At 37.3% G+C, this 6,707-nt stretch carries 4 protein-coding genes and 2 pseudogenes; 2 read left to right on the forward strand and 4 right to left on the reverse strand.

Annotation, left to right across the window (positions count from 1 at the left end; genetic code table 11):
• The 4 genes and pseudogenes from A9239_RS06570 to A9239_RS20280 form a co-directional block, all read right to left on the reverse strand.
• Nucleotides 1-597: pseudogene (locus A9239_RS06570) on the reverse strand (hypothetical protein); the annotation flags it as partial.
• Nucleotides 590-1,729, reverse strand: a complete 1,140-nt coding sequence (locus A9239_RS06575) for a COG1361 S-layer family protein (RefSeq protein WP_048155472.1) — start codon at nt 1,727-1,729, stop codon at nt 590-592. The gene A9239_RS06575 and the pseudogene A9239_RS06570, both read right to left, overlap by 8 nt.
• Nucleotides 1,726-4,026, reverse strand: a complete 2,301-nt coding sequence (locus A9239_RS06580) for an RND family transporter (protein WP_080941456.1) — start codon at nt 4,024-4,026, stop codon at nt 1,726-1,728. The genes A9239_RS06575 and A9239_RS06580 overlap by 4 nt, the downstream gene beginning before the upstream one ends.
• 408 nt (nt 4,027-4,434) lie before the next feature.
• Nucleotides 4,435-4,644, reverse strand: coding sequence for a hypothetical protein (locus A9239_RS20280; RefSeq protein WP_230668809.1), 210 nt, complete (start codon nt 4,642-4,644; stop codon nt 4,435-4,437).
• Between the two features lie 426 nt (nt 4,645-5,070).
• Here A9239_RS20280 and A9239_RS18165 point away from each other — a divergent pair.
• A pseudogene (locus A9239_RS18165) lies at nt 5,071-5,360 on the forward strand (IS5/IS1182 family transposase); the annotation flags it as partial.
• Nucleotides 5,361-5,761: 401 nt separating this feature from the next.
• Nucleotides 5,762-6,052: a hypothetical protein gene (locus A9239_RS06590; RefSeq protein ID WP_048117574.1), complete on the forward strand. Its 291-nt coding sequence runs from the start codon at nt 5,762-5,764 to the stop codon at nt 6,050-6,052.
• Nucleotides 6,053-6,707 lie beyond the last annotated feature (655 nt).

A 6,707-nucleotide genomic window follows, 5' to 3' on the forward strand; every position in this document is an offset into this window, starting at 1 on the left:
AGTCTTATTTTCATACCAGATGCCTACTTCCTTATTTGTCACAAGGCCTGTAACGCTGTCAAAATCGTCTCCGCCTACCTGGACATTGTTCTGGTACTGATACGAAAGATCGAGATTCAGGGGATATATACCTGCAGGAGTGTCTTTATTAATCTCAACTGTAAACTGTGTGGGGCTTGCACTTTCTTTTCCCTGCATGAGAGTCCCAGCTTCTTGGGCTCCAGATTTAACTTTAATGTTAGGGTTATCAGATTTAAGGGTTGCAAGAATGCCTACTGCCATCGTAGCCTGCGCTTCATACTGCATCTCTGACTGTTGAAGCATTTCATCTGCATAATTTCCAATATCTGCATCTTTTTCAGATTTAAAGCCGGAAATTTCACCCTTGTTCATCATATTTATATTAAGAGTTGCAGTATCTCCTCTAGAGAATTGTTTGTCTCCAACAAGTGTTGCATTAAGGTCAGGCCCTCCGTATACTGAGTAGTAGTTTTTACTAATATCAAAATTTTCGGGTAAAGCTGCCTCTGCTGGTAGGACTGCAGAACAAAGGATTAGAAGGGTTATGACAGTAATAAATAATCCATTTTTATTCATTTTCATCACCTAATACATTCTCATCATTCTGATTTCTTTTCCGGTGTACGCTTACTATCTGGTAAAGGGCGATAACTATAATCAGTAAAATCGCTATTCCTGTTATGCTAAATTTTTGTTCTGTAGCTTCAAGAGGTACGTTCACTTTCATACCTTCTGACAAAGTAGTGTCTCCATCTTTGTCAACGTATTTTATTTCACTGTTGACTCCATACTTTTTTACAATTGCATCCTGATCTGCCGAAATTTCGAAACTGGCAGTCTTTTCTTTTCCGGGACCTATATCTCCTATTCTTACTATGGATTTCTCTGTGCTCAGAGGGCTCATAACAATAATTCGGGCTAAAGCATCTTTTGCTACGGTTTCTCTTGTATTTTTATAAGTGACCTCAATAACTTTAGTTTCACCCTGAACAAGGCTTCCTGAAACCTTAGTTACTTCAAATTTAGGTTCGTCTTTTATAGAGATTGGTATTCTGAGCGTTTCTGTCTTTGTTTTGTACTCTCTTGCAAACTCTACACCCGTAAGCCCTAGATTTATTGCATCTGCAGTTACAGTTTTGACATTTGCCGGATATTGATAGGTCACTGGCAGGAGAAGTTCATAATTCCCGGCGGGTGCATCGCTATCTATTTTGATTATGTAGCTAAGGGTTGCTGTATTTCCTGTTTCAAGTTCTTCAACGTTCTGGAGGCTGGCTGCGGACTCTACTTCAACGTATTTTGTTTCCGATTGAAGAGTAGCCTCGATATTTTTTGCAGTAGTAGCTCCTTTTTCTTTTTCCAACTCCGCAAGTGCAATTGTTTCCTCAGTGGAGTCGTTTATCCTTTTCTGGTTTGCATTCAGCCTTTGAAAACCGGATATGACTCCATTATTTGCGATTTTTATCTGCAGATCTGCAGTTTCCCCTCTTTCAAACTCAGTATCTCCTGTAATTGACGCCTGTATTACTGGCGATCCGTAACTCTTGTAGTAATCTACAGTATATCCATGATCTAGAGCGATGAAGTTGGTTTCGTCCTCCTCCCCTAGGGCTGGGAATGCAGTTACTGAGAGAACTGAAAGAAGAACTGCAATTACAAAGAATGTGTTAATTGTCTTCTGTAGCCTGTTTTTTTGGGGTTCCTTCATTGGGTATCGGCCCCCTTGACATTATTTGCTTTTGCTTGTGAAGCCTGTATTCCTCTCCTCTTTTCCCTCCAGGTATCCATCAATACAATAAAAGGCGGAAATACCATGAAGGTTGCAATAAGGACAAGTACGATATCAATAACTGTCACTGTTCCAAAGTCACCTATTAAAGGAAAAGGAGATATTGTCAGAGCTGCAAACCCACCAATAACCGTCGATCCTGAAGCGAGGAGTGCAGCACCGATGTTTTCACTCGTCCTGTGTATAGCTTGCAGAGGATCTGCTCCATGATCCTTTTCTTCAAAATATCTTTCCATCATGAGGACTGAGTACTCACAACCTATTCCAATGATCAGTGCCCCCATAGTTGCAGTCATAGGGGTGTATAGAATTCCAAGAAACTTCATTACTAGCCCTGACCAGCCAGTTACGATAAACATTGGAATAATAGCAGCGAGAGCTTTTAGCCAGTCTCTGTAAACTACCAGAAGTCCTCCCAGAACAAGGAACAGCCCAAGGTAGGTCATTAGAATTCTTCCATCTGTAAGCGCACCCAGAACTTCAATGTAAACCACCGGGTTACCTGTGATCGTAACTGTGACGCCTGGAGGAACCTGCATCCACTGGATATCCTTGTCTATTATTCCGGTTAACTCTTCAATACCTGTAGTCTCTATGTCGGACACGGCATTTCCAATGTTTAAATTTAAGAGAAGCATATTTCTGCCATACACATAGCGGTTCTTTTGGGATTCCGGAATTTCATTGTATATTGCCTCTATTTCGTCTCGGGTTTCCGGGATTGTACCTCCATTATACTCTTTTATGAGAGGCACAATGCTTAAAGTGCTTTCAATATGCTGCCTTTGAGTTTCATGTTCACTGAACCTGTCAATCCACTCCAGAACTTCAGGATCAGCATTATCCTTTACTTTTATTATGAGGTTAAGTGTATCAGTTCCCCCCGTAATATCTTTCATATGGTTCAGGTCCATAAGGGCTGGCAGATCCCGGGGAGCAAAAGATGTTGTATCCGTCTGGGCACCCACTGACTCATCGGCATATATACCTCCGATACAGAGCAGAGTAGCTATCCCGAGTATCAATAAATTATTCTTTATTGAAAAATTATTAATCTTTTCAAGAAAGTGTTTTACCAGATTGTTTTTTGGCTTCCCGGAAGAAACATGGTCTGCATTTGTTTCTGTTGGTTTTGGTTCGTTTTTTCCTTTTTTTGACTTGAGATTTTTTGAGAAATCGTCAAAAATATAAACTGTGACTACCCCGACAAACATGGCTGCTAAGTAGCACATTAATATACCGATCGTGAGAAGTTTGCCAAAATCCTGGATCATTGGTACAGTAGACGTAAAAAGGGAGAAAAATCCCAGAGCGGTCATGGTAAGAGCTATGAGTACAGCAGGTCCTGTGTGTTTTATTGTTGATATAATGGCCTTTGACTTGTTTCCTTCTTTATGCAGCTCTTCTTCAATTCTGTTATGGAACTGAATAGCATAATCAATACCAAGCCCTATTAGTACCGGGAAAGCTGACATGGAAACCATTGATAGGGGAATTCCCAGAAAGCCCATAGCTCCAAAAGTATAAACAATGCCTAGTAGAACCACTGGTAAAGGAAGGAGGCACCAGCGAACATGCCGGAAAACAAGACTTAATACAATTACCATAAAAACGGCAGCAAGTCCCAGCAATGGTCCCATACCGGTGCTCATCGCCTCGCTCATTTCAATCTTATAGGCTGGATCACCTGTTACTATGAGATTGTAAGAAGGAGGAAAATCAGAAAATTTGACAGCTTCTTCGGTTTCCGTTATTATTTCTTTTTGCTTATTATCTGTGCTGGACCCGGCCATCGTTAAATAGATCACCATATGTGTATGATCAGGAATTAATGTTCCAAATGTAGCCGGATTTCCATCAATAATTTCCTTGATCTCCGCGTCGGTATCGGGAACCTGGGACCTCCCTGTATTCTGATAATTCATTTCCTTTATAATAGAAGCCGGACTTGTGACCCCAACAATTCCTTCTGTTGACTCTAGTTGGTGTTCAAGCCGGTCTACAGATTTCATTATGTCTGCAGACTCTACATCGTTCCCTTCTACCATCACTATAATGGAGTTGGTTCCAAATATGTTTGAGTAAAGGTGATCATAATCCTGATACAGTTTCGAATCTTTGCTTACAAAGGTTTCCGTTCCTGATTCCATAGTAATTTTCTGTGCACCTTGCACTGATATCAAGATGAGAAGAAAAAAAATCAGAAGTATGGTCATGCGGTTGTTATGGACAAATACTCCAAGTTTTTCAAAAACACTTTTAATAGCACATCCCTCACATTACTTTTTTGGGAGATAGTTGTAAAGTACATATGAGCCTACAACTAGCGATTGCTTCCAAAGGCTCTGTGCTGATTCAACTCCGCCAATGCATATCTTTCTTAAAATCATCATCGTCTAGACTGATTCAACTCCGCCAATGCATATCTTTCTTAAAATCATCATCGTCTAGAATCTGTGTGAATAATCCTCGGTATCATATTGATCTATTAAACTAAGGGTTTCGTTGAAGACTCTATCAAAATAATCACAACACTCAAGCCCTTTATCTGTCAGGGAGACAAGAATTTTTCTTCGGCCTTCCGAATCATTTCCCGAAAAACTATCCCTTTCTTTTCCAAATCATCAATCATTAGGGTTACACTGCTTATCCGTACCGGTGTAATTTCTAATAGTTGAGGGCGTAATCTTACCTTCCAAGCCTATTATCTTGATCACCTTGGGTTGATTCGTGCTCAGTTCTCTGAACTTATTCATGATTTTTTTCTGGAAACGCTGGTCAAAAATTATGCTCTCAAGAACATCCCTTTTCATAAAGAGAAATGTCTTCTTCAACGTTGTTTCATCTCATATTTTTATACCACTAGTCCTTCTACAACTGGTTTTAGATGGGAAAAATTTTTCATATCTAAAATTCACATCAATTTCAGTTTTAATGGATATTTAGCCTCCAAGATCTGATATTTAATTTGAAATGTAAACAATATCAATAGTTAAATTTCTAACTATTGATATTATCAATTAATTTATTGTATTTTAATCTTGTGGCCAATACATACAACAAAATTGCATACTGCTAATTTACAAAATTTTAAGTTTTAACTATTGAGAAAATTTTTGTATCCTGAAATTATTTCGTAGATTCAAAACTATTTGAAAGTCTAATGCGTGATACAGCAGCAAGCAACGTAAAAGATTAAATGCTGAGAGTAAATTTACGCTTCATTTTGGTAATATTGAATAATGACTCAGTTCCAAAATCTAGTGATATTTGATTCAAAAAGAAATACAAAAGAAGAAAAGAAGCTTTACGAAAAACTGGTTACAAAGTTTAAGTCTTTGATTAAAAATTGTGGAGGACTTAGGCCTATTAGATTTCTCATAGAAGATGTGTTAAACTAGCCAAAAAAACATGCAATATGGAGAATTTACACCGATATACAATGCGTTCTGTAATAAAATACTGTTCTATGGCTGTATTTTTGACAGAAACAGTTATAGATTTCTTTATCAATGATAAAAATAGATTAAAACGCCTGACTGAAAGTTAAGAAAAAAAGCATCATATAACATTTAGAACAAGGTCACAGCCATATAAATCGGATAATTGCTCCAATGTTAGGTTTAAGATCTGGCATCGAGGGATTTCGTGGTTTCGAATCACATCTCTTGCACTAAATTCGTGGGTTATAGATAATCCAGATTTTTTGTACACAACTCCAGAAAAGAAACAGTATCATTTTTTAAAAACTTTAAGCTTAAAATTAATTTTAAAGTTATACGAATTCGTTTTGATGTTATATTTTTAGAATATTATTCAAAAAGATGGGAAACAATTCCAGATAACGCATCTATTAGCAGGGATGGAAAAGATTTATTTGCAAAAACTTTTAATTAATATATTAATATATTAATATATTAGTACTTTGGGGATGCCATGGACGGATAAGAGATGACCGCTATATTCGGAGAATTACTGAGCTTTGATCAAGAAAACGGTCCTGAGATCAGGCTGAGGGTTTTTGGAGATGAGTTCTACGCTCGCTATGAAACGGAAGAAGGATATACCGTAATTTACGATGAAACTCTAGGAAAATTCACATATGCCAGACTAAAAGATGGTTACTTTGTTTCCAGCGGAGTTGATTTAAGCCTTAATCCACCATCTGGACTTGAAAAGCATCTAGAAGAATCAGATGAAGCGCGCATGCAAAAGGCCGAAAAAAGATTCTTCCGACATTAACTGCCATAATAAAAATCAATTAGCATCATTCATTTCCATCAATCCTATTATAGTCACGAGCATAAATAATGCAACTACTCAAGAAGGTACAATGAGTTTTTGTTGCAATAATTACAGGCATGACTATCTGTAAATTAATATCTAAATTATCGGCTTTATAGAAATCCTTTATTTGATGCAAATTTGATTTCTTCTCTAATTAGAACATAAATTTTTTTGGAGCATACCCTTTATCCATCACGATATTGTGATTTTCTTGTCCTGTTCGATTGTCTTATGAGAGCATTTATGAGACATTTGCATGTTTGACTTTATGATCTGTTTTTGGACTAATCTCCCATCTTAATATTACCTTCTTTTTCGTCTACTGAAACTGAAGTTTTCAGAAAGCTTTTTCGAAGCTTCTATGATCTACGAGAGTAATAATAACTTGATTAAGAACTCATAATTCTATTGCACAAAACCGTAGTAATAGATATATCGTCTCCACGCTACTAAAAAAGCTTTAGATTTCTTGGAAAAATGAGGTTAAATATAAAAGAAAAAATTCTCGATACAAACAACCGATTCCATGCGTCTTCGGTTAAGTGAGGAATCGTGAAAAATTGCGTCAATTTCCTCAACAGTTACTAAATATTTTAATAAATTCTGAGCT

The sequence above is a fragment of the Methanosarcina sp. A14 genome (assembly GCF_001729375.1).
Lineage (GTDB): Archaea > Halobacteriota > Methanosarcinia > Methanosarcinales > Methanosarcinaceae > Methanosarcina > Methanosarcina barkeri.

Bases quoted from the DNA above. Each gene is read 5' to 3' on its own strand.
- A9239_RS06575 (WP_048155472.1), bottom strand. From the start codon at position 1,729: ATGAAGGAACCCCAAAAAAACAGGCTACAGAAGACAATTAACACATTC.
- A9239_RS06580 (WP_080941456.1), bottom strand. From the start codon at position 4,026: ATGACCATACTTCTGATTTTTTTTCTTCTCATCTTGATATCAGTGCAA.
- A9239_RS06590 (WP_048117574.1), top strand. From the start codon at position 5,762: ATGACCGCTATATTCGGAGAATTACTGAGCTTTGATCAAGAAAACGGT.